Annotated in this window: 21 protein-coding genes; 12 read left to right on the forward strand and 9 right to left on the reverse strand. The window is 34.5% G+C overall.

What is annotated here, in order from left to right; translation table 11 throughout:
* Position 1: 1 nt before the first annotated feature.
* Complete coding sequence (locus BLQ19_RS12795; protein ID WP_074538610.1) at positions 2 to 697, forward strand: fibronectin type III domain-containing protein; 696 nt, start codon at positions 2 to 4, stop codon at positions 695 to 697.
* A gap of 89 nt (positions 698 to 786) precedes the next feature.
* On the opposite strand, the gene cmk is transcribed toward BLQ19_RS12795, so the two are convergent.
* Both cmk and lon read right to left on the reverse strand, forming a co-directional pair.
* Complete coding sequence (gene cmk / locus BLQ19_RS12800; protein ID WP_074538611.1) at positions 787 to 1,479, reverse strand: (d)CMP kinase; 693 nt, start codon at positions 1,477 to 1,479, stop codon at positions 787 to 789.
* Between the two features lie 119 nt (positions 1,480 to 1,598).
* Positions 1,599 to 4,049, reverse strand: coding sequence for an endopeptidase La (lon, locus tag BLQ19_RS12805; RefSeq protein WP_025614638.1), 2,451 nt, complete (start codon positions 4,047 to 4,049; stop codon positions 1,599 to 1,601).
* 217 nt (positions 4,050 to 4,266) lie between these two features.
* Between lon and BLQ19_RS12810 the strand changes: the two genes are divergently transcribed.
* The 4 genes from BLQ19_RS12810 to BLQ19_RS12825 are packed head-to-tail and all read left to right on the forward strand — an operon-like array spanning position 4,267 to position 7,206.
* On the forward strand, positions 4,267 to 4,818 hold the full coding sequence (locus BLQ19_RS12810) for an RNA polymerase sigma factor (RefSeq protein WP_024480113.1): 552 nt from the start codon (positions 4,267 to 4,269) through the stop codon (positions 4,816 to 4,818).
* Between the two features lies 1 nt (position 4,819).
* Positions 4,820 to 5,380: a hypothetical protein gene (locus BLQ19_RS12815; protein ID WP_074538612.1), complete on the forward strand. Its 561-nt coding sequence runs from the start codon at positions 4,820 to 4,822 to the stop codon at positions 5,378 to 5,380.
* Complete coding sequence (locus BLQ19_RS12820; RefSeq protein ID WP_074538613.1) at positions 5,361 to 6,449, forward strand: DUF4097 family beta strand repeat-containing protein; 1,089 nt, start codon at positions 5,361 to 5,363, stop codon at positions 6,447 to 6,449. The genes BLQ19_RS12815 and BLQ19_RS12820 overlap by 20 nt, the downstream gene beginning before the upstream one ends.
* 31 nt (positions 6,450 to 6,480) lie before the next feature.
* Positions 6,481 to 7,206 (forward strand): head GIN domain-containing protein, encoded by a 726-nt coding sequence (locus BLQ19_RS12825; RefSeq protein ID WP_074538752.1) that lies wholly within the window; start codon positions 6,481 to 6,483, stop codon positions 7,204 to 7,206.
* Between the two features lie 51 nt (positions 7,207 to 7,257).
* Here BLQ19_RS12825 and BLQ19_RS12830 read toward each other — a convergent pair whose 3' ends face one another.
* The gene (locus BLQ19_RS12830; protein ID WP_074538614.1) at positions 7,258 to 8,784 is read right to left on the reverse strand and encodes a polyamine aminopropyltransferase; all 1,527 of its coding nucleotides are present in this window, start codon (positions 8,782 to 8,784) and stop codon (positions 7,258 to 7,260) included.
* A gap of 51 nt (positions 8,785 to 8,835) precedes the next feature.
* Here BLQ19_RS12830 and BLQ19_RS12835 point away from each other — a divergent pair, with 51 nt between their 5' ends.
* Positions 8,836 to 9,402, forward strand: coding sequence for a Cj0371 family chemotaxis-regulating polar lipoprotein (locus tag BLQ19_RS12835; protein ID WP_024480108.1), 567 nt, complete (start codon positions 8,836 to 8,838; stop codon positions 9,400 to 9,402).
* The gene (locus BLQ19_RS12840; RefSeq protein WP_175444436.1) at positions 9,371 to 10,543 is read left to right on the forward strand and encodes a glutathionylspermidine synthase family protein; all 1,173 of its coding nucleotides are present in this window, start codon (positions 9,371 to 9,373) and stop codon (positions 10,541 to 10,543) included. The genes BLQ19_RS12835 and BLQ19_RS12840 overlap by 32 nt, the downstream gene beginning before the upstream one ends.
* Here BLQ19_RS12840 and speD read toward each other — a convergent pair.
* The 6 genes from speD to glgB all read right to left on the reverse strand — a co-directional run bounded on the left by speD (position 10,536) and on the right by glgB (position 18,301).
* Complete coding sequence (speD, locus tag BLQ19_RS12845; RefSeq protein WP_051327627.1) at positions 10,536 to 10,910, reverse strand: adenosylmethionine decarboxylase; 375 nt, start codon at positions 10,908 to 10,910, stop codon at positions 10,536 to 10,538. The genes BLQ19_RS12840 and speD overlap by 8 nt on opposite strands.
* A 22-nt stretch (positions 10,911 to 10,932) precedes the next feature.
* Positions 10,933 to 11,472: a hypothetical protein gene (locus BLQ19_RS12850; RefSeq protein WP_074538616.1), complete on the reverse strand. Its 540-nt coding sequence runs from the start codon at positions 11,470 to 11,472 to the stop codon at positions 10,933 to 10,935.
* A 99-nt stretch (positions 11,473 to 11,571) separates the two neighbouring features.
* The gene (locus BLQ19_RS12855; protein ID WP_074538617.1) at positions 11,572 to 12,900 is read right to left on the reverse strand and encodes an MFS transporter; all 1,329 of its coding nucleotides are present in this window, start codon (positions 12,898 to 12,900) and stop codon (positions 11,572 to 11,574) included.
* Positions 12,901 to 12,994: 94 nt separating this feature from the next.
* A complete protein-coding gene (locus BLQ19_RS12860) occupies positions 12,995 to 13,804 on the reverse strand; it encodes a M48 family metallopeptidase (RefSeq protein ID WP_024480103.1) in 810 nt (269 codons plus the stop codon).
* Positions 13,805 to 13,904: 100 nt separating this feature from the next.
* The gene (locus BLQ19_RS12865) at positions 13,905 to 16,304 is read right to left on the reverse strand and encodes a glycoside hydrolase family 31 protein (protein WP_074538618.1); all 2,400 of its coding nucleotides are present in this window, start codon (positions 16,302 to 16,304) and stop codon (positions 13,905 to 13,907) included.
* A 101-nt stretch (positions 16,305 to 16,405) separates the two neighbouring features.
* On the reverse strand, positions 16,406 to 18,301 hold the full coding sequence (glgB, locus tag BLQ19_RS12870; RefSeq protein ID WP_074538619.1) for a 1,4-alpha-glucan branching protein GlgB: 1,896 nt from the start codon (positions 18,299 to 18,301) through the stop codon (positions 16,406 to 16,408).
* A 166-nt stretch (positions 18,302 to 18,467) separates the two neighbouring features.
* On the opposite strand from glgB, the gene BLQ19_RS12875 reads away from it, so the two are divergent.
* The 5 genes from BLQ19_RS12875 (at position 18,468) to BLQ19_RS12895 (ending at position 22,412) form a co-directional block, all read left to right on the forward strand.
* The gene (locus BLQ19_RS12875; RefSeq protein WP_074538620.1) at positions 18,468 to 19,031 is read left to right on the forward strand and encodes a dihydrolipoamide dehydrogenase; all 564 of its coding nucleotides are present in this window, start codon (positions 18,468 to 18,470) and stop codon (positions 19,029 to 19,031) included.
* A 154-nt stretch (positions 19,032 to 19,185) separates the two neighbouring features.
* Entirely contained in the window at positions 19,186 to 19,686 is a 501-nt protein-coding gene (msrB, locus tag BLQ19_RS12880) for a peptide-methionine (R)-S-oxide reductase MsrB (RefSeq protein WP_034668541.1), read from the forward strand.
* Between the two features lie 182 nt (positions 19,687 to 19,868).
* Positions 19,869 to 21,260: a dihydrolipoyl dehydrogenase gene (gene lpdA / locus BLQ19_RS12885; protein WP_024480098.1), complete on the forward strand. Its 1,392-nt coding sequence runs from the start codon at positions 19,869 to 19,871 to the stop codon at positions 21,258 to 21,260.
* 80 nt (positions 21,261 to 21,340) lie between these two features.
* The gene (locus BLQ19_RS12890; protein WP_074538621.1) at positions 21,341 to 21,625 is read left to right on the forward strand and encodes a DUF3817 domain-containing protein; all 285 of its coding nucleotides are present in this window, start codon (positions 21,341 to 21,343) and stop codon (positions 21,623 to 21,625) included.
* Positions 21,626 to 21,728: 103 nt separating this feature from the next.
* Positions 21,729 to 22,412 (forward strand): hypothetical protein, encoded by a 684-nt coding sequence (locus tag BLQ19_RS12895; RefSeq protein WP_074538622.1) that lies wholly within the window; start codon positions 21,729 to 21,731, stop codon positions 22,410 to 22,412.
* The last annotated feature ends 2 nt before the right edge of the window (positions 22,413 to 22,414 follow it).

The following is a 22,414-nucleotide window of genomic DNA, read 5'->3' on the forward strand; positions in this document are numbered from 1 at the left end:
CATGAAAACTATTAAATCTATTGTAATCATAGCGCTCATTTCTGTTTCATGTTCAAAAAGTGGCAGTAGTTCTGATGAAGCGCCTGAACAAAATTTAGCCCCGACTAAAGTTAATTCTTTAATCTACCCATCAAACAATTTATTATGCATCACTAATCTTTTAGATTTTGAATGGAATAAAGCTACTGACCCAAATGGGGATACCTTATCCTACATTCTTGAAATATCTAAAACAAATAATTTCTCAAGCAACAATCAAACCTTTGAGGTTGATAACACTACAAAATCTGTAACACTGGAGGAAGGAACTGCTTATTACTGGCGTGTTAAAGCAGTTGACAGCAAAAATCTAAGCGGTGAATATTCCTCAACATTTCAATTTTATACTGAAGGTCTTGCCGAAACAAATCATATTCCTTTTTCTCCTCAATTGCTTGCTCCAGAACGTAATACTGCAATTACCAGCAATACTACAAAACTAGAATGGCTCTGTACAGATGTAGATAATGATCAACTTCTTTATGAAGTTTATTTAGACACCAATAACCCACCAATGATTAAAATTGGCGATAATATAAATGTTCAACATTTAGAAATTTCATTAAACCCGATGAACACTTATTATTGGAAGATTATTGCCAAGGACAGTAACGGAGGACAAGCTATAGGTCAAGTATGGAGTTTTAGCAGTAATTAAATACTAAAATAAAAAGCGAGATAATCTTTTTATTGAGATCACCTCGCTTTTTATTAATCGACAGTTAAAGGCCAAAACAATATCACTAATTACAGTTTATTAATCACCCTTTGAGCATAGCCTAAAATACGTTCAAATTGCTCTTCAAGCCCCATATCGCTATTATCAAACTCAATAGCATCATCTGCTAATTTTAACGGCGAAAATTCTCTATGAGAATCTATATAATCTCTTTGTTCTACATTTTTAAGTACTTCTTCAAAAGTAACATCATCTCCTTTATCTAGTAATTCTTTATACCGTCTAGTTGCTCTCTTCTCCGCAGATGCCGTCATAAACAATTTTAATTCTGCTTCAGGAAAAACCACGGTTCCTATATCACGACCATCCATGACAATACCTTTCTCCTGCCCCATTTTCTTTTGCATCTCTACTAATTTGTAGCGTACTTCTTCAATGGTAGCAATTTGACTTACATTTCTAGATACTTCTAGCGTCCTAATTTCTTTTTCTACATTTTCATTATTCAAATACATCTCTGCAAAGCCTACTGTTTCATTGTAAACAAATTTGAGATTTATTTTAGGCAACAGTTTTACCAACGCCTCAATATTACTACTCTCCGTACCAATAAATTCACTGCGCATAGCAAATAAAGTCACTGCTCTATACATAGCCCCTGTATCTACATAGATATATCCTAGAGCCTTGGCTAGTTGCTTGGCTATCGTACTTTTTCCTGTAGATGAATATCCATCTATTGCTATCGTAATTTTTCGCATGGAATAAAATTAAAAAGAAATGTTTAGTTCTCTCTTTTAGTTAGGAAATATTTTAGAAAAAAAGGATGGTTATTAAATCAACAACCATCCTTTTAAAAATCAGTTATAAAAAAATGCTTTTACAGCTTTTTAGCGTTTTTTACTTTTTGGTTTGTAATTGCTAATGCAACCACTTCATGCATTTCTGTCACATAATGAAATGTCAAGCCTTTTAAATATTCTTCTTTAATCTCAAGAATATCTTTTCTGTTCTCTTCACACAAAATGAGCTCTTTGATACGTGCGCGTTTTGCAGCTAAGATTTTTTCTTTAATACCACCTACAGGCAACACTTTACCTCTTAACGTAATTTCACCGGTCATCGCCAAACTTTTCTTCACTTTACGTTGCGTAAACAAAGAAACTAGAGACGTTAGCATTGTAATACCCGCGCTCGGACCATCTTTAGGCGTTGCTCCTTCTGGCACGTGAATATGCACATTGTATTTTTCAAAAACATCTGCATCAATACCAAATAAATCACAATTAGATTTAATATACTCCATGGCAATAGTAGCCGATTCTTTCATCACCTTACCAAGGTTACCGGTGATGGTTAAATTACCTTTTCCTTTTGTTAAGATAGATTCTATAAATAGAATATCCCCCCCAACACTGGTCCAAGCTAATCCTGTAACTACACCCGCAACATCATTGTTTTCATACTTATCACGTTCCATACGTGCTGGACCTAGAATTGTCACTATATCGTCATTCGTAAGTTTAAGATTGTGCTCTAATTCCATCGCTATATTCTTAGCCGTATTACGTACTACCTTAGCCACTTGCTTTTCTAAACCACGCACACCAGATTCTCTCGTATAGCCTTCCACAATTTTTTCTAATTGTGGCTTCCCTACTTTAAGATTTTTATCGGAAAGACCATGTTCTTTAAGCTGCTTTGGCAATAAATGTCTTTTTGCAATCTCTACTTTTTCTTCAATAGTATAACCACTTACAGGAATCATTTCCATACGGTCACGCAATGCTGGCTGAATATTTCCAATATTATTAGCGGTAGCTACGAACATAACTTTAGAAAGGTCATAGCCCATCTCCAAGAAATTATCATGAAACTCGCTATTTTGTTCTGGATCTAAAACTTCTAACATGGCCGAAGAAGGATCTCCTTGATGGCTATTAGATAATTTATCTATTTCATCTAAAATAAAAACAGGATTAGATTTCCCTGCTTTTTTCAAGCTTTGGATTATACGACCTGGCATGGCCCCAATGTATGTTTTTCTATGTCCGCGAATTTCAGCTTCATCTCTCAAGCCTCCTAAAGATACCCGCACATACTCTCTTCCTAAAGCTTCTGCTATAGATTTTCCCAAAGAAGTTTTACCAACTCCCGGAGGCCCATAAAAACATAAAATTGGAGATTTCATATCATTACGCAGCTTAAGCACAGCCAAATATTCTATGATTCTTCTTTTTACATCTTCTAAACCGTAATGATCTCTATCTAGAATTTTCTGAGCTCTAGCTAAGTCAAACTTATCTTTAGAAAATTCATTCCAAGGTAAGTCTATAAACAGCTCTAAATAATTGCGCTGAATGCTGTATTCTGCCACTTGCGGATTCATACGTTGCATTTTAGCAAGCTCTTTCATGAAATGGTCATTAATTTTCTTGCCCCATTTCTTCTTTTTAGCTTTTTTACGCATTTCCTCAATCTCTTCTTCATAAGACCCGCCACCCAATTCTTCTTGAATGGTTTTCATCTGTTGATGTAAGAAATACTCTCGTTGTTGCTGATCTAGATCCGTACGAACTTTAGACTGAATATCATTCTTAAGCTCTAATTTCTGAAGCTCAACATTCATATACTTTAGCATTGCTAAAGCACGTTCTTGCAAACTAGGAATCTCTAAAAGTTCTTGTTTAATATCTACATCTACGCTAAGATTAGAAGATACAAAGTTGATTAGAAAAGAATTGCTTTGAATATTTTTTATCGCAAAAGAAGCATCGCTAGGAATATTAGGATTATCCTTGATGATTTTTAAAGCTAATTCTTTCACAGATTCTATAATTGCTAAGAATTCTGGATTAACAGGATCAGGACGCTCTTCTTTAGCTTCTCGAACTGTAGCCGTCATGTATGGCTTTTCGGTAAGTACTTCGGCTACTTCAAAACGTTTTTTACCCTGAATAATTACCGTAGTATTACCATCAGGCATTTGTAAAACTCGCAAAATTCTGGCGACAGTACCTAGCGTATTAATATCCTTTACCCCTGGATTTTCTACATTCTCATCTTTCTGAGAAACAACCCCAATGACTTTACTACCATTATTAGCATCTTTTATTAAGGCGATAGAAGAATCTCTCCCTGCCGTAATAGGAATAACTACCCCCGGAAATAAAACCGTATTACGCAAGGGTAATATTGGTAATGTTTCTGGCAGCTTTTCACTGTTCATCTCCTCTTCATCTTCTGGAGTTAGAAGAGGTATTAACTCAGAATCTTCATCGATACCTTGTAACGACATATTGTCAAAATTTGAAAATTTAGAATTTCCCATAGTTATATTTCGGTCATTCTGTCACCGTAGTGCAGAAATCTGTTTAGTATTTATTTTTTAACATAGGCTGAAAACCCTAATAACTACAGGAGTTAGTAAGGATAGCAACTTTTTTTCAATTATAAAAAGCAATTCTTATGCCAACACATAAAAAATATTTTAAAAAAAGTGTAACATTACAGAAACAGAATCATCATTACTACAAAACAACCATTTTTTGAGCCACAAAAAAGAACATATTGATACATTGTTGCAAATGTGTTTAAACGGAAAACAAAGTGCGCAACTAGAAGTTTACAATAGGTATTACAAAGCAATGTTTAACACTGCGGTAAGGATTGTAAAAGATAGTGCCATTGCAGAAGACGTCATGCAAGAGTCGTTTTTAAGCGCATTTACCAAACTAGATTCCTTTAAAGGAGAGGTAGCGTTTGGAGCCTGGTTAAAGCGCATTGTGATAAACAACAGTATCTACCAGTATAGAAAGCAACTAAAGAAAAATGAAGTTGCACTGGACGAAGTAATGTATAAGGTCGAGGATACTGACGGAATTGCCTCTGATTATGTGTTTACGGAACAAAAGGCTCAAAAAGTGATGGAAACCATGAAACAGTTAAAAGACAATTACAGAATTTCTTTGACCTTACATTTAATTGAAGGGTTTGATTATGAAGAAATAAGTGAGATTATGAATTTAAGTTATGCAAATTGTAGGACAACCATTTCTAGGGCGAAAGACAGTTTGCGAAAAAAATTAATGGCGATATAAGATGGAGAAGGATATGATAGAGGAATTATTTGACCAGCACGAAGGTCGTTGGGACATAGAAGAGCCAAGCAAAGGGCACGAGCTTCGGTTTTTAGAAAAACTGAATACCGCTAACGGCGTAAAGAGCTTCCCTAAGAAAAAGAAAACACCTTATAAATTTCTTTTCATCGCAGCTAGTTTATTGCTCGTTTTTGGACTGGGCTTTTTGTTTCTAAATGAAAGTAATTCTATTGATGATCAAGTGGTAGAAATATCACCAGAGATATCAAACACAGAATTTTATTTTGCGAATGTTATCGCTCAAGAAGTAAAAAAATTACAAAGTGAAAATTCTCCAGAAACAAAAAAAATAGTGGATGATACTATGATTCAACTATCTAAGTTAGAAAAGAATTACAAAGGATTAGAAACAGATTTAATCAATGGCGGTAACAGTAAATTAATACTAAGCGCTATGATTACCAATTTTCAAACAAGAATAGACTTGCTTGAAGATGTTTTACAACAAATTGAAGAAATAAAAAATATCAAAAAATCAGAACATGAGAATACAATTATATAAATACGCATTGCTTTTTGCAGCCATCTTGCCCTTCAATTTAATGGCAACAGATGGTCTAAAAGGAAAACATACCAAAGAAAAAACAATTAAAAAAGAGTTTACTGTAAATTCTGATGCTCTTTTAAAAGTATCTAACAGTTATGGAAACCTAAACATTACATCATGGAATGAAAACAAAGTAGTTATTGAAGTTCATATTACTGTAAATGGAAATAACGAAGAAAAAGTTTCCGATAAGTTAAATGGAATAACCATAGCTATTGATGGAACGAGTAGCATTGTTTCTGCCAAAACTTTATTTAACGAGAATAAGAGTAGTTGGAACTGGGGCTGGGGAAATAACAGCAATGTAAATATGCAAATAGATTACAACATTAAAGTCCCTGTTAAAAACAGTGTTCATTTAAACAATGACTACGGAAGTATTACCCTAGATAGAATAGATGGTCATGCAAAAATTTCTTGCGACTATGGCCGTCTAGAAATTGGTGAGCTACATGGCCGAAATAATGAATTGAATTTTGATTACACTTCAAAATCTACCATTGGTTATATTAAAAGCGGAAAAATAAAGGCAGACTATTCTGGATTTACAATTGATAAGGCCGGAGATTTAGACATCAATTCTGATTACACCAATGGTACAATTTCTAAAATGCAAAATTTAATCTACCATAATAATTATGGTAAGATTGAAGTGCAGGAGGTAAATAATATAGACGGAAATGGTGATTATATTAATGTGAAATTAGGAACGGTACATGGTAATGTAGACATCACTTCTGATTACGGCGGTATTCAAATAGGAAATATGGCTGCAGATGCTAATAATCTAACCATTCGTTCTGATTATACCGGAGTAAAAATTGGATACCATCCTGACTACCATTTTAATTTTGAAATTAGTACAGAATATGCCGGAGTTAGTGGTAAGGACAATTTTGAAATTATTGTGAGTAAGGAAGAGTCTAGTGAGAAATTCTATCAAGGATATTATGGAAAGTCATCCAGCGCTAACAGAGTTTCCATAACAAGTGATTACGGTGGAATATCCTTCAGCAAAAACTAAAAAACAATCAATCAAAAAAAGAACAAAAATCATGAAAAATTTATTTATCGCAGCCTTAGTCTTAGCTACAATTACTTCCTGTTCTGCGCAATGGGGAAAAAAAATTAAAGGAAATGGCGTCATTAAAACTATAGAAAGAACCACAGGAGATTATGATGCTATTACCATTAGTGGCTTTTTTGATATTGAATTAGTAGATGGCAACGAAGGGGAAATACGTATTACTGGAGAGGAAAATCTTTTGGAATATATTATTACCGAAACTAAAGATGATCAGCTCGTTATAAAAATAGAAAATAACAAAAACATACAACCTTCTAAATGGAAGAATAGCATAAAAATAACAATCCCTGTTGAAGAAATTGAAGCACTTTCACTCTCAGGTTCTGGTGATGTTGTTAGTAAAAAAACACTAAAAACTTCTAAGTTTAAAACAAGCATGTCTGGCTCAGGAGATATTACGCTACACCTTGAAGCCAACGCTATTTCTGCAACTATGTCTGGGTCTGGAGATATGAATTTGAGTGGTAGTACTACTGAATTTAAAGCGACTCTTTCTGGTTCTGGAAATATAGAAGCCTATGAACTAGCTACTGATCATGTAGAGGCAACGGTTTCTGGCTCTGCAGATATACAAGTTGTCGCAAATAAGAGCATTAAAGCTAGGGTCTCTGGTTCTGGAGATATTAGCTATCGTGGTAATCCTAGCAAAATAAACACGAAGATATCGGGGTCTGGTAGTGTTTCTAAAAAGTAAAGATCAATCAAAAATCGAAAAGTCAAAAACCTCTTTTAATTAAGGGGTTTTTTATTTGGTACCCGATTGTAAATCTGTTTTCCATTTATTCCAATCATCTAAAAAGTAATTTAGAATAATAGGACTGTCTAAAGTATTTATTTTTGTTTCTGCTATTTGAATGTCTTTAGGAAACTCAAATGCCATTTGAAATTGGCTTTCCGTTAAAAATTTTAGATTATCCGGCAAGGCTCTCTTTACATCTTGCTCATCAACAGGAATATCACTAGCAATAATAAAGCCCCAATCTCCAAAAGAAGGTATGTATGTATGGTAGGGTTTTACATGCTTATAAACCTCCGTTAAAGTGTTATTAATGCAACTGAAAACAGAATTTGAAAAGTAAATTTCTCCGGACTGCGTCACAAACAACCCATTCTTATTTAGCTTTTGTTTTGCTAATAAAAAAAACTGCTTGCTATACAACCTTGCAATAGCTTCATTTGTAGGATCTGGCAAATCTGCAATGATTATATCATATTTCTTATCAATACGATGTAAAAAAGTAAAGGCATCTTCTGCAATAAGATGCACTCGTTTATTCTTTGCCGCTCCGTCATTTACTTTTACAAAATTAGGATCGGTCTTGGCTAAATGAAACATCGTACTATCTATATCTACCACATCTATAGCCGCAACAAGTTCATGTTTTAACACTTCTCTACTTGCTAAGTTCTCTCCTCCACCTAAAATCAAGACTGTTTTGGGTTGCGCATGCAAACTTATAGGAACATGCACCAAAGGCTCATGATATCTATATTCATCTGCCGAAGAGAACTGGATAACTCTATTTAAATACAATCGCAAGTCTTCTTGCTTTTTAGTCACCACAATTTTTTGATAGGGCGTCTGCTCATTTAAAACTATCGGGTTTTTATAGATCGCATGATCCCATGCTTTTAAAAGTTGTCCGCCAAAAATAACCAAGACCAATAATACTGTAATAGAGAGTAGCCCTAAGAATAGTGTCTTTTTTGATTTTTCTAAAAAAACATGGTTTAGCGCCAAACCTAATAAAATATTGAAAATACCAAATATTAAAGAGGAGTAATACAAGCCAACGAAAGGCAACAATAAAAAGGGAAAAAGCAAGGTGGCCAACAGTCCGCCGATATAATCTAAAGACAATACGTTCGATAGGTTATTCTTAAAATCAGATTCGTCAGAAACAAAGGTAAGCAGCGGCACTTCCATCCCAGTTAAAAGGCCTATTAGAAAAATTATTGCCAAGCATATAATCTGAAGCGTTAAAGCATCTACACTAACAAAAGAGTAGAAAAGCAACGGCACTGAAATACCTCCTATTAACCCCAATAGAAATTCTATATGTACAAAAAACTTTAAAGGCATTTCTCTAAAAAATTTTGATAAAAAGGCTCCGATACCCATTGAAAACAGATAAACACCGATAATTATAGAAAATTGTCTTACGCCATCTCCCAAAAAATAAGTTGCTGTTGTACTTACCAAAAGCTCATATATAATAGAACAAAGCCCTGCTATAAAGACAGCAAACGAAATAAGTATTCTTTTTCTCATAAAAATTAGTTATGTTTGAATATCGTTACATAATAGAAAACAATTTCAAAGATGAATAAAAAAATGATGACTGGATTAGCATTTTTAAGAAAAATGATGCTAGCCGCTGTTTTAAGTAGTTCGATATTGGTAATTAGCTGTGGAGACAGCGACGGAAGTCCTAAATTAAAGGATTCTGAAGAAAAAACCATCTACGAAACTACGAAAGGCACAGTCACAGAAGTTGAAGAAATTGAACCAGGTGATGATTATAAGATTATTGACGAACGAATTATTGACAAAAAAGAAAATTCTATAGCCATTGTTCACGGATTAAACGGACAGATAGACACCTTGTCTTTGGCTAAAATAGACAATGGTTCTGAAGAAAATGGATACCGTAATAGATCTGGCTTGCGCTCTATATTATATTATTCTTTAGCGTCTTCTTTTTTCAATAGAAACTTATCTAATGTATCTCCAAATTCTGGCTACTATAAAGATGCCAGTGCCTATAATAAATCTACAGGATTAAAGAATGATTTAACTAATTCTGCAACCTCAAGAAAAGTTAGAGTACCAGGAACATCATCAAAAGGATACGGAAGTGGAAAATCGTTTAGATCGTTTGGAGGATAGTCGTTTTAAAGAAATAAAACGACTTAAAAAAAAAGATGTATCACACCATTTGCTGTGGTATTTAAAGCAAGATTATTTTTCTGAAGAATTATTAGGGCTCCATAATTTTGAAATAGAGAATTTCAAAAAACTTAGTGCTGGTGCGTATGCTTTATATGAAAAAGCAACGGAAAAGATCCTACGAGAGAATCAGCTGGGACTTTTAGACATTCCTGATTTTTTTCATGATTGCATCAATCACAGTTGGAAAAACAGAACAAAACATCCTTTTCTATACGGTAGATTTGATATCAACGGGGGTATTAAACAGCGAGATTCTAGTGTTATAGAATTTAACGCAGATACCTGTAGTACCTTACCTGAAACTATACATTGGCAATCGTTACAAAATAAAGAATTGAAAGGCAATAATACAATGCAATTCAATAATTTAGCTGCAGATATTGCACAAACTTTGAGACATTTAAAAACTACAATAGACCATCCTAATCCTTTTATTTTAGGTTCTTCTTTTGGATACGAAGAAGATGTTCTTAATGTAAATTCTATTTTAGACATTGCACATGAAGAAGGATATAAAACATTCTACACCAATTTAGAAGAGGTAACTTTTTCTCAAGAAAATGGCATACTTTATGAAATTAATGGCGAATATCAAATTGTAGATGTTTGGTTTAAAATGATTCCTTGGGATTGGATGTTCAATGAAGAACCACAATTAGCAAAAGACCTTTCGGGTATTATCCAAAAAGATTTATGTACTGTTTTGAATCCGCCTTATACCGCCATTTGGCAGAATAAGAAGTTCATGGCCTATATTACGGAGCATTTTCCAAATCATTATATCGCCCAAACACTTACGAAAACACCCTACTATAATGACTATGTTACAAAACCTGTTTATGGAAGATTAGGTGAGAATATAGAGATAAAAGGAACTCTAAACACGCAGTCTAAAGGCGATTATGAAAATCAAGATGTCGTGTATCAAAAATATTATCCTTTAGAAAGAGATTTAGAAAACTATTATTACCAAGCAGGCGTGTTTTTTACAAACCAACCTTCTGCCTTAAATTTACGTTCAGAAGAAAACGCTATAATTTCTGATGATTGTGAATTTATGTCGCACTACATTATTTAGCTGGAAGATTAACCTTCTGAGCTAGTTTTAGTTCTCCCCTATTTAATTCGTTTAATGTGATCTGATCTGATTCAAAAAGTTCTTTTAGCAAACTTGTGACTACAGCTGTATCAAAAGCTTTACAAGAGAAGACATCTACGGCAGCATAGTTATGTTCTGGCCACGTATGTATACTTATATGGCTTTCTGCTAATAAGATGAAGCCCGTAACCCCTACAGGTTCAAATTGTTTAAAAGCTTCGTTAAGCTCTTCTAAATCTAATGTAGCGGTTATTTTATGAAGAGATTTTTTAATATAAGGAACAAAAGAAAGTTTTTCTGTGTTGCAATTATATACATCCCAAGTAGCGTGAATCCCTATGAACAAAATTTAAAGGTTTAAAATTAAATTATTCAGAATCGCGTGCGTTATTGATTTCTGCTATAAATTCTTGTGGTGAAAATAATTTTTGTAATACTTCATAACTATCTCCTTCTTCCATCTCAATCATTTCTGGCAAAGCCTCTCTTGGTCCATAATCCCAAGTTACAGGATTTATTAAGCCAGTAATTAAAGCATAGTTACCTTCAAGCTCCAGACCCAAAAACTCTACGGTTTTTTGCGCATTGGTTAATTCATACATGCTATACGTGCTATTATCTCCATAATATTCTCCAGACATTAAGTACTCCGTTAAAGTTGGATTCACCATGTAAACATCGGCCGTAAAATTAAAATTTACAATACTATCATTTTGCAAAGTAATCGTATGTTGGCCTTTTCCCATTTCTACCCAAACTACTTGTTCAGCAGGAATTTCTACTTCCAAAGAATCTACTTTTAAAAGTACTGGACTTGAAGTTGGATTGTCTATCGCTAAATCTACACTATTACTGCTACAAGAAACAAGCACTATGGCTACACTTAGAATAGTAAAAATAATTTTCATAATTGGCGGGTATTGGTTCAAGGAAAAATTAACAAAATATACTGATATTGCTAATATACTTAATTGTATATAAAATATTCACTAAAAGTCAATTTTATATCATTTTTTCTCCACTCTAAACAGTAAAACAATACCTGCTAAGAAAAATACGAACAAGAATAGTATAGCATATCGCATGCTACTCACCTGATCTACAACAGCAAAAATAACCATTCCGATAACGATACCTATTTTTTCTGCAACATCGTAAAAACTAAAATACGAGGTTGTATCCTCTGTATCTGGCAAAAACTTAGAATATGTAGAACGGCCAAGAGACTGCACACCTCCCATGACTAGACCTACCAAACCTGCCGCAATATAAAACTGCATAGGTGTCATCATAAAAAAGGCATAAAAACACAAACACAACCATATAAGGTTAACCGCAATTAAAGTGTTGATATTTCCAAATTTCGCAGATGCCTTAGACGTTACAAAAGCCCCCAGCACCGCGACTAATTGGATGACCAAAATACTTATAATAAGTCCTGTTGTTTTTTCTGAATCTGTAGCCCAACTTATTTCCTTTTCTCCAAAATAAACAGCCATTAACATAATGGTTTGCACTGCCATACTAAACACGAAAAATGCACCCAAATAGCGTTTTAACCTTCTATTCAACTTTAAATTCTCCCAAACCTGCTTCAATTCTTTTAGACCGTTGAAGACAACCGACTTCGTGATTTTATGTCCTGTAGACACTCCTTTAGGTAAGACATAGAAGGTATACTGACTAAATAACGCCCACCAAATACCCACTGTAATAAAGGAGATTTTCATAGCCTCAAACTTAGCAAGGTTTAAAGATTCTTCTGTATCTCCTACCTCAAAACCAAACAGTTCAGGCATCATGACCATGGCTAAGTTTAGAATAAGCAATAAGACACTACCAATGTATCCCAAAGAAAACCCTTTAGCACTAATACTATCTTGCTGGTGTTCAAATGCGATGTCTGGCAGGTATGAGTTATAAAACACCAAACTCCCCCAATACCCAATTAGCCCCATAAAATAGAAAAACATACTTAAGTGAATATAATCCAAGCTAAACCAATACAACCCCATGCAACCAATGCTTCCTACATAGCAGAAAAACTTCATGAACATTTTCTTATTTCCTACATAATCTGCTACTCCCGATAATATTGGCGACAATATTGCTACCGTTAGAAAAGTAAAAGCCGTGACTATTGAAATTAGCACAGTTGGCTTCATTTCATATCCAAATGCGGTAACCAATTGATCTGAAGACGCAAAAAGCGCTGAATAAAAAATAGGAAAGATAGAAGAGGCAATTGTTAAGGTATAAACAGAGTTTGCCCAATCATAAAAAGCCCAGGCGTTTAATAATTTCTTACTCCCTTTTTCTGCTTGAATTTTTGCCATGTTTGTGGTTGTTGGTTGATTTTTTTAAATAAAAAAAGCTGTCCTTTTAAAAGAACAGCTTAATATATTACTTAATAATTAAATTTCACTACTATTATTTAAAACTAGTAACACCAAATTTAGCCGCTTCGGCTTTTGCTTCTGGCGCCCAAACGGTTAGATTATTAATTCGCGTGTCATTAGAAGGGTGTGTACTCATAAATTCTGGTGTAGATGATGCACCACTATTTGCTTTCATTCTTTTCCAAAGCTCCGCAGCTTCATCTGGGTTGTAGCCCGCAATTGCCATGATCTGCAAGCCTATTTTGTCTGCTTCTGTTTCGTGGCTTCTGCTAAAAGGTAACATTCCTAATACATTTGATCCTACCCCATAGTATTGGTTAAACAAACCTAAAGCTTTCTCATCCTTTAGGGCCACATTACCCACTACAGCACCAATTTGCTGACCGTAACTGGCGGTCATACGTTGCGCTCCATGATCTGCCAATGCGTGAGCAACTTCGTGCCCCATAACAACCGCTACTCCTGTTTCTCCTTGACAAATAGGCAATATTCCTGTATAAAAAACGATTTTCCCTCCAGGCATACACCATGCATTTACGGTCTCATCTTGCACTAAGTTATACTCCCATTTATAATCATTTAAATATCCTGGATAACCGTTTGCAGTTAACCAACGTTCTGCAGCGGATGCAATTCTTTGACCTACCGTTGTAATCATTCTTGAATCTGCCGTATTCTCAACCGTTTTATTTTCGGTTAAAAATTGATCATACTGCGCAAAGGCTGTTGGAAAAATTTGACTGTTCGGAAATGCGTTAAGCATTTTCTTTCCCGTAAACGGATTTGTTTTACAAGCAGATACGCCTATAAATATGGCAAGAATTAAAATAATTTTTTTCATAATAATATTTTTAATCGCTTAAAGAATACAACCTTAATAGGTTACACATAAAGCATATTCTTTAATATAGTTAATGTTTAGTGGTTAAAATTACAAAAAATTAGCTCCCTAATAATTGTAATGTTGTAAATTCTTTATTCACTTCAATACAATTGTTTTCTAGAAGTTTCACATCATCTAGACTTACCTTTTCACTATCAATTAAAACAGATTCTATTGTAAAGGGCAATCCATGTAATTGCATTTTTATAGTTTCATAAGATGTAGTATATGTACCATCTTTAAATTGTTGAATAATAAGTTCATTCTCTTTACCATTTAATTTAAAGTTGCGGAGACTGTACCTTCCTTTTTTATAGTCAAAACCATCTTGCGCATCTTCATAAACCGTAGAGTTTTCTACCCCCAGCTTGAAGTACACGTCTATCAGTAATTCTAAAACTTTAAGTTCTCCTACATACTGCTGTACTGGGTACTTAGGAATCATAGCGCCTTCTTTTATAAACATTGGTATCTTGTCAATATCTGCTACAACCCACTTCTCCATACCACCAACAATTACTTCTCCGGTCCAGTAATTATACCAGTTTCCTCTAGGCACATACATTCTTCTACCTTTAGAGTTAGGTTCTTGAATAGGGCACACTAAAATTTGCTGTCCGAAGATAAATTCATCGGTTCTAAAGTGCGTTTGAGGATCTTCTTGATCATATAAAACCAAGGCCCGAAGCATAGGCAATCCTTCTTTAGAATATTTATAAAACATGGTGTATAAATACGGTAATAACTGATACCTTAATTCAATGTATTTCCGAACAATATCTGTAATTTCTTCCCCGAAAGACCAAGGCTCTTGATCTCCATGGTCCCCACTAGAGTGCACTCTACAGAAAGGGTGAAAAATTCCTAACTGTACCCATCTCGCAAACAATTCACCATCTGGCTGCTCTGCAAATCCACCTATATCAGAACCTACAAAAGAATAGCCGCTGATGCACATGCGCTGCATTTGCACGTTTGCCAACCACAAATGTTCCCAGGTAGCTACATTGTCCCCTGTCCAAGTACAGGCATAGCGTTGTGTACCGGCATAGGCCGCTCTTGTAATCACAAAAGGACGCTTTGGATACACATGCTTTTTGACTCCGTTATAGGTAGCCCTCACCATTTGCATACCATAGACATTATGTGCTTTTCTATGCGTACTTGGGTGCCCATCATAATCATGACGTGTATCTAATGGGGCTGTTTTAGAAGGTACTTCCATTACCGCAGGCTCATTCATATCATTCCAAACCGCATGCACTCCGATATCTGCCATAAACTCTTTATAGAGTTCGGCCCACCATTTTCTTACTTTAGGATTGGTAAAATCTGGAAAATTACATTCCCCTGGCCACACTTTACCATGCATATAAGGCCCATCTCCCCTTTTACAGAAATAGTCATGCTCCATGGCTTCCTGATAGATCCAATAATCTCTATCAATCTTGATTCCAGGATCAATCATGACTACGGTTTTAAAACCATCTTCTGCCAATTCGGCAATCATTCTTTTTGGATCAGGAAACAATTTTTTATCCCATGTAAAACATCTAAACCCATCCATGTAATCAATATCAAGGTATAGACCATCACAGGGAATTTTCAGATCTCTGAAGTTTTTTGCTATTTCTTTAACCCTACTTTCTGGGAAATAACTCCATTTAGACTGCTGAAAACCTAAAGCCCATAGGGGCGGTAATTCTGGAGTTCCTGTTAAATCTGTATACAAGCGCACTACTTTCTCCATTTCTGGCCCATAGATGAAATAATAATTCATCTCACCACCATCTGCCCAAAAGCTTGTTACATGTTTCTTCTCTTGTGCAAAATCAAAATGCGTTTTAAATGTATTATCAAAGAAAATACCGTAGGCTTTATTATCTGTTAGCCCTACATAGAAAGGAATGGCTTTATATAAAGGATCTTGATCCTTACCATACGCATATTGATCTGTGACCCAATTTTCTACACGCTTGCCTTTTAAGTTAGAATGTGTGGCTTTATCTCCCATACCATAGAAGCTTTCTCCAGTACGGGTAATTTTACTCATTTTAATAATATTGCCACCGTATTCGTAATTCTCTTCCCAATGAAACCCTAATTCATCTTCACAAATAATGTTGCCCTCAGGATCAGAAATTTGAGTACGTAGTGTTTTTTTATCTACAAGAATTCTCATTCTTACTGTAGCAATAATATATTCTGTAGGAGTTTCATGAACATTAAGTTCATTATACCCTCTTAGTGCGTTTTTGTTTAAAGCATAAGAAAAATCTGGTTCAAAATTATGATCGGTTGCATATCTGAAACGGACCATACTATTTCTTAATACTGTAATTTGAAGTATTACTCCATTTGCCGTAGTGAAATATAGTTTATCCGTATCCTGTTTGAAATCTACAATTTCATTTGGATACAAATTACCTTTATATTCAAGCTCTGTATTCGTAATCATAGCGAATCAAATTATTTAACTAACAAAAAAAAGATATTATGCGCGAATAATAAAACTATATTTTACGCATTTATAAACTATTACGTTATAGTTACATTTTACTATTGTAAAATAACAATTCCTAGCGGTGGTAAAGTAATTTCTATGGAATTCTTATAGCCGTGCGATGGTATTTTATCTGTTTTAATTTTCGAGTTTAAAACTCCAGAGCCTCCATATTTTTTAGCATCACTATTAAATATTTCTTTCAATTTCGTTGCTTTCGGAACTCCTATTCTGTAATTTTCTCTTTGTACTGGTGTAAAATTACAGATGACAATCACATCATTTTCCGCATCATGCCCCTTACGGATATAAGCAAGGACTGAATTTTCTCCATCCCCGTAATCTATCCATTCAAAACCATCTGCGCTAAATTGTTTTTCATACAATGCAGGATAGTTTTTATAAAGTGTATTTAAATCTTTCACAGTAGATTGTATGCCCGAATGAAAATCATACTGTGTTAAATGCCAATCTAGACTTCTTTCAAAATTCCATTCTGATGATTGACCAAATTCTCCTCCCATAAAAATTAGATTTGTCCCTGGATGTGTAAACATGTACCCAAATAACAAACGTAAATTAGCAAAGCGTTGCCACTCATCCCCAGGCATTCTGTCTAAAAGCGATTTTTTACCATATACAACCTCGTCATGTGAAAAAGGAAGCATAAAATTCTCAGAAAATGCATAGGTTAAACTAAAAGTAATATCATTCTGATGGTGTTTTCTGTAGATTGATTCCTTTTTAAAATATTCTAAAGTATCATGCATCCAACCCATCATCCACTTCATACCAAAACCTAAGCCTCCTAAATCTACTGGTCTAGAAACGCCAGAAAAAGCGGTAGATTCTTCTGCTATGGTTTGTATCCCATCAAAACTCGCATACAATTGTTGGTTCATTTCTTTTAAGAAAGAGATGGCATCAAGATTTTCATTATTCCCATAAATATTTGGCTCCCACTCCCCTTCTTCTCTGGAGTAATCCAGATAGATCATAGAAGCAACGGCATCTACCCGTAAGGCATCTACATGAAACTGATCCATCCAGAACATAGCATTGCTAATTAAATAGGCCCGTACCTCATTTCTGCCGTAATTAAAAATTAGACTTTTCCAATCCGGATGGTAGCCTTTGCGTCTATCTGGATGCTCATACAAATGAGAGCCATCGAAAAAACCTAGCCCATGTGCATCTTCAGGAAAATGTGAGGGTACCCAATCTAAAATTACTCCAATATCATTCTGGTGTAATTTATCTATTAAAACTTTAAATTCTTCTGGATTTCCAAATCTAGAGGTAGGTGCAAAATATCCAGTTAATTGGTATCCCCAAGAAGGGTCATACGGGTATTCCATAATCGGCATAAATTCTACATGTGTAAAATTCATTTCTTTTACATACTGCACCAATTCTTCCGCTAAATCTAAATAACTTAAAAATTGATTGTCTGCTTTACGTCTCCAAGAGCCTAAATGAACTTCGTAAACAGAATAAGGTTTATCTAAACCATTTTTATCCTTACGGTAACCCATCCATGCCTTGTCTTGCCAAGAGTAATCACCGCCCCAAACTACAGAACCTGTTTTTGGTGGTTTCTCGCAAAAACGTGCAAAAGGGTCTGCCTTCTCCGTACTAATCCCAAAATTATTAGACCTAATATTATATTTATAAAGTGCTCCTTTTTGAATTCCCGGAATAAAACCTTCCCAAATACCACTATCATCCCAACGTACATTAAGTTCATGACCGCCTACTTGCCAAGAATTAAAATCGCCTATAACACTCACCGAATTGGCTGTTGGTGCCCATACTGCAAAATATGTACCGTCTATACCCGCTACAGTGATAGGGTGTGATCCTAGCTTCTCGTACAATTTAAAGTGTTTACCTGCTTTAAATAGATTTATATCAAATTCTGTGAATAGACTATGTACTGCTACGTTTGGCATGAGAATATTTTATTTACTGCAATATAATCAAGTTTGAATAATAGTTCATTTAATAAAACGTTACTTTTGAAACAGTTTCCATTTAAATGTTGAGAAATTAATAATGGAATGCTTTTTGATTCTATCATTAAAAGTGAAAAACTATATATAATTTAAAATACAAAAAATGAAAAAAGCGATACAATTATTAGGAATGTTTTCAATAGTATTATTTGTTTCTTGCTCAGGGAGTGATGGAGTAAACGGAGCGAATGGTTTAAACGGTGAAAACGGAGAAGATGGTATTAATGCTCAAGTTTTTGAAGTAGATGGTGTGAATTTTGATTATGAAGCGAACAATAATTGGTTTGCTACACGATTAACATTTAATGATTTTACAAATTTTGAAATTCTTGAATCTGATGCTATTCTAGTTTATAGATTTGATGGTGAAGTAGACTTGTCTGATGGCCCTGCAAACAATTGGAGTTTAATTCCTCAAAATTTCTTCGTGAATCAAGGTACTATACAATATACTTTTGCACACAATTTTGTAGATATGGATTTATTTATTGATGGAAATTTTGATATGACTACATTAAGTGATGATTTTACGCAAAATCAATTTTTTAGAATAGTTATACTGCCTGGTGATTTTCTAAGTTCTAAACTAGATAAGTCCAACATGGCTGCCGTATTAAATGCAATCAATGTTGACGAAGAAAGTATTACGCGTATTTCTATGAAATAATTACTTCTTAAAATATTTAAAAGCTCCATTGGATAATTATCTAATGGAGCTTTTTATTTATAGCTACCTGTACATTTATCAAAATTTTAACGACCAATTGATTCTGAGCTACGTAAATTAGAGTGAAAAGAAAATTTAAATTAAAAAAAAAGCTATGATTAAGAATATCCTATTAGGTGTATTATTTATTGTCACCGGATGCAACGGTGTATCTCAAGAGAAGAAAGTTGCAATGGACGATAACACCCAACAAGAAGAAAATTTTGAAGTGAGTCTTTCAAACGATGAATGGCGTAAAAAACTAACGGCTACAGAATATTATATTCTCAGAGAAGAAGGTACAGAACGTGCATTTTCTAGCAATCTTTTAAAGATAAAAGAAACAGGTGTGTACTCTTGCGCTGGTTGTGGCACCCCGGTTTTCAAGAGCGAAAACAAATTTGACTCAGGCACGGGATGGCCCAGTTTTGATCAAGAAATTAAAGGCAACGTTGCTTTTGATGTAGATTACAAGATTGGTTATGAGCGTACGGAAGAGCACTGTGCTGTTTGTGGCGGACATTTAGGACATGTTTTTAATGATGGCCCTAGAAATACTACAGGTAAAAGACATTGTATCAATGGTGCTGCACTACACTTTACTCCTGCTAAATAATTTATTTAACACCTTAAGAATAACGGTACCGAATTAGAATTTAAAAAGGCTATTTAAAAAAATAAATAGCCTTTTTCTATTTGTAACAAATCTCTCTTGTAATTTTCAAAAACTAGTTACCCCTTTGCGTTCGATTTTGTAACTTTGCAACTTCAAATTAAAACATCAAAAAAAATATATACATGAGCAATTTTGATATTATTGTTTTAGGAAGTGGCCCAGGAGGCTATGTAACTGCGATTAGAGCGTCTCAATTAGGATTTAAAGTAGCTATCGTTGAGAAGGAATCTCTTGGTGGGGTTTGTTTAAATTGGGGGTGTATACCAACTAAAGCATTGATCAAGTCTGCTCAAGTTTTTAATTATTTACAACATGCGGAAGACTACGGTTTAAAAGTTAATGGCGTAGATAAAGATTTTAATGCTGTAGTAAAAAGAAGTCGTGGTGTTGCCGAAGGTATGAGCAAAGGTGTTCAATTTCTTATGAAAAAGAACAAAATTGAAGTTATCAACGGGTACGGTACACTAAAAGCCGGAAAAAAAGTTTCTGTTAAAGATGCAGAAGGAAAAGTAACAGAATACAGTGCTACCAATATTATTATCGCAACAGGTGCTCGTAGTAGAGAATTACCAAATTTACCTCAGGATGGTAAAAAAATAATTGGTTACAGACAAGCAATGACTTTAGAAAGTCAGCCTAAGAAAATGATTGTTGTAGGTAGTGGAGCTATTGGAATTGAATTTGCATATTTCTATAATGCAATGGGTACCGATGTTACCGTTGTAGAATACTTACCAAATGTAGTTCCTGTAGAAGATGAGGATATCTCTAAACAATTGGAGCGTAGCTTCAAGAAAGCAGGTGTTAAAATCATGACCTCTTCAGAAGTTACTAAAGTAGATACTTCTGGTGAAGGTGTAAAGGTTACTGTAAAAACAGCAAAAGGTGAAGAGCATTTAGAAGCAGACATTGTATTATCTGCTGTAGGTATTAAAACAAATATTGAAAACATAGGCTTAGAAGACGTTGGTATTATTACCGATCGTGATAAAATTTTAGTGAATGATTTCTACCAAACAAACATCCCTGGCTATTACGCTATTGGTGATGTTACTCCAGGACCAGCTTTAGCACACGTTGCTTCTGCTGAAGGAATTCTTTGTGTAGAAAAATTAGCGAACCTACATGTTGAACCATTAGATTATGGTAATATTCCTGGCTGTACATACAGTACTCCAGAAATTGCATCTGTTGGTTTAACAGAAAAACAAGCAAAAGAAAAAGGATTAGATATTAAAGTTGGTAAATTTCCTTTCTCTGCTAGTGGTAAAGCTAAAGCTTCTGGAACTCCAGATGGTTTTGTAAAAGTTATTTTCGATGCTAAATATGGTGAGTGGTTAGGTTGTCATATGATTGGCGCTGGTGTTACAGATATGATTGCAGAAGCAGTTGTAGCTCGTAAATTAGAAACTACAGGTCATGAAATATTAAAAGCAATTCACCCACACCCAACAATGAGTGAGGCTGTAATGGAAGCTGTTGCTGCTGCTTACGATGAAGTAATTCACCTATAAAGGCACTAGCACATAAGATAAATAAAACAAAAAATGCTGTGCCAAAACACAGCATTTTTTATACCCTAAAACATACAATTATGCTTAAAATTTTTAGTCTTACTGCAATTTTAGAAGGAATTTCTTATTTACTTTTATTTGGCGTAGGCATGCCCTTAAAATACTTAGCAGGCATGCCGGAACCTAATATTTATATAGGTTACGCACATGGGTTTTTATTTATTGCCTACTGCGCATTAGCCGTACTATTTTCTTACGAAAGAGAATGGGGACTAAAGAGGTTATGTATTTTACTAGTTGCCGCACTACTACCATTTGCTACATTTTATATTGACAGAAAATATTTAAAGCCATTGGAAGCATAAAAAACAACTATCACCTAAAACCATATTTTAAAACCCCTGTTAACAGGGGTTTTCTCTTTTAATAAATACAACATCTTTGTTACAACCAATTAATAACGCATGTATGTATTATAATGTAACAGATTATTATGATCCGGTTGGAGCGAAACAAATACCTAGTAAATGTCCCGGTTGCGGGACTTCTAATTGCTTAGAACTTCTCTTTTATCAGAAAAGAATAGAAACCTCATTTTCAAAAAAAGTAACCACCAAAGTTAGTGGCGTACTTTTCTGTGACAATACACAGTCAGAAATTGCTCCCGTACTATGGAACGATGAAATTGAACAGTATTATGTCCTCGAAAAAAGCAAATTAAATCTACAGCCTAAAAAACTGAGCTTCAATAAGTGGTTTTATTGTTTGATAATTCTACCTCTCATACTCATCGCTACTACCATAGGTTATAATATATATGAAGAAGAGAGCTATATTGACGAAACAAAAGCTATTGAACAAGTACATGTCGGAGAAAAAGTAATGGTCTTATACACCACTACAGATAGCAACAATGTGACCGATAACGGTACAACTTGGTTTTTAGTTAAGAAAATTGAAGCTGATTCTATTTGGGTACAACGTCATGAAGTATTTGATACAGAAGGCGATGTTCATTTTGATTTAGCAGCATCTAAGTTTACCAGAGAAACGTTAAAAGCATCCCTTACACAATTTAAAACAAGAGGATTATTTGGACACGATTACCCTTCTCAGAAATTTTCAGGCTACATCACCACATTACAAAAATAGGT

The sequence above is a fragment of the Cellulophaga baltica genome, from assembly GCF_900102165.1.
Taxonomy (GTDB): Bacteria; Bacteroidota; Bacteroidia; order Flavobacteriales; family Flavobacteriaceae; genus Cellulophaga; species Cellulophaga baltica.

Bases quoted from the DNA above. Each gene is read 5' to 3' on its own strand.
- lpdA (WP_024480098.1), top strand. From the start codon at position 19,869: ATGAGCAATTTTGATATTATTGTTTTAGGAAGTGGCCCAGGAGGCTAT.
- BLQ19_RS12820 (WP_074538613.1), top strand. From the start codon at position 5,361: ATGAGAATACAATTATATAAATACGCATTGCTTTTTGCAGCCATCTTG.
- BLQ19_RS12830 (WP_074538614.1), bottom strand. From the start codon at position 8,784: ATGAGAAAAAGAATACTTATTTCGTTTGCTGTCTTTATAGCAGGGCTT.
- BLQ19_RS12865 (WP_074538618.1), bottom strand. From the start codon at position 16,304: ATGATTACGAATACAGAGCTTGAATATAAAGGTAATTTGTATCCAAAT.
- BLQ19_RS12825 (WP_074538752.1), top strand. From the start codon at position 6,481: ATGAAAAATTTATTTATCGCAGCCTTAGTCTTAGCTACAATTACTTCC.
- BLQ19_RS12835 (WP_024480108.1), top strand. From the start codon at position 8,836: ATGAATAAAAAAATGATGACTGGATTAGCATTTTTAAGAAAAATGATG.
- BLQ19_RS12850 (WP_074538616.1), bottom strand. From the start codon at position 11,472: ATGAAAATTATTTTTACTATTCTAAGTGTAGCCATAGTGCTTGTTTCT.
- BLQ19_RS12895 (WP_074538622.1), top strand. From the start codon at position 21,729: ATGTATTATAATGTAACAGATTATTATGATCCGGTTGGAGCGAAACAA.
- BLQ19_RS12855 (WP_074538617.1), bottom strand. From the start codon at position 12,900: ATGGCAAAAATTCAAGCAGAAAAAGGGAGTAAGAAATTATTAAACGCC.
- BLQ19_RS12860 (WP_024480103.1), bottom strand. From the start codon at position 13,804: ATGAAAAAAATTATTTTAATTCTTGCCATATTTATAGGCGTATCTGCT.
- BLQ19_RS12875 (WP_074538620.1), top strand. From the start codon at position 18,468: ATGAAAAAAGCGATACAATTATTAGGAATGTTTTCAATAGTATTATTT.
- BLQ19_RS12795 (WP_074538610.1), top strand. From the start codon at position 2: ATGAAAACTATTAAATCTATTGTAATCATAGCGCTCATTTCTGTTTCA.
- msrB (WP_034668541.1), top strand. From the start codon at position 19,186: ATGATTAAGAATATCCTATTAGGTGTATTATTTATTGTCACCGGATGC.
- BLQ19_RS12815 (WP_074538612.1), top strand. From the start codon at position 4,820: ATGGAGAAGGATATGATAGAGGAATTATTTGACCAGCACGAAGGTCGT.
- glgB (WP_074538619.1), bottom strand. From the start codon at position 18,301: ATGCCAAACGTAGCAGTACATAGTCTATTCACAGAATTTGATATAAAT.
- cmk (WP_074538611.1), bottom strand. From the start codon at position 1,479: ATGCGAAAAATTACGATAGCAATAGATGGATATTCATCTACAGGAAAA.
- lon (WP_025614638.1), bottom strand. From the start codon at position 4,049: ATGGGAAATTCTAAATTTTCAAATTTTGACAATATGTCGTTACAAGGT.
- BLQ19_RS12890 (WP_074538621.1), top strand. From the start codon at position 21,341: ATGCTTAAAATTTTTAGTCTTACTGCAATTTTAGAAGGAATTTCTTAT.